The organism is Desulfovibrio psychrotolerans, assembly GCF_013340305.1.
GTDB classification, from domain to species: Bacteria; Desulfobacterota; Desulfovibrionia; order Desulfovibrionales; family Desulfovibrionaceae; genus Halodesulfovibrio; species Halodesulfovibrio psychrotolerans.
This window is the reverse complement of the sequence record NZ_BLVP01000015.1, coordinates 1-374: the sequence shown is the minus strand read 5'-3', so window position 1 is coordinate 374 and position 374 is coordinate 1. Positions and strand designations below refer to the sequence as shown.

Here is a 374-nt window from a genome sequence, read left to right as displayed (position 1 = left end):
CTGCTGGTGGAAGAAGGCTTTGTGCCTTCCGATCCGGACGGTGAAGGGTATGTAACCGGCAAGCTGGAAGCCACGGACGTGGATGGCGATGAACTGGCCTATTCGCTGGTGAGCGCGGCCCCTGCGGGCTTTACGCTGAACCCGGACGGCACCTACACCTTTGACGCCACCGACCCCGCCTATGACAGCCTGAAGGCCGGTCAGGTGAAGACCATGGTGGTGACCTACAAGGTGGAAGACGGCAACGGCGGTGAAGCCACTGCCAAGCTGACCATCAAGGTAACGGGCACCAACGATGCGCCCGTAGCCAACGCCCATGCGGATGTTGCCGTTGCGGAGGGGGATGCCCTGCTGCGCGGCAAGCTGACCGCCAC

The 374-nt window shown here is 63.1% G+C and carries 1 protein-coding gene; it reads left to right on the top strand.

Annotated elements, in window-relative coordinates; all coding sequences use genetic code 11:
* Window positions 1-374, top strand: a 374-nt coding sequence (locus HUV26_RS13435; protein WP_174410660.1) for a cadherin-like domain-containing protein, incomplete at both ends; no start/stop codon positions are given.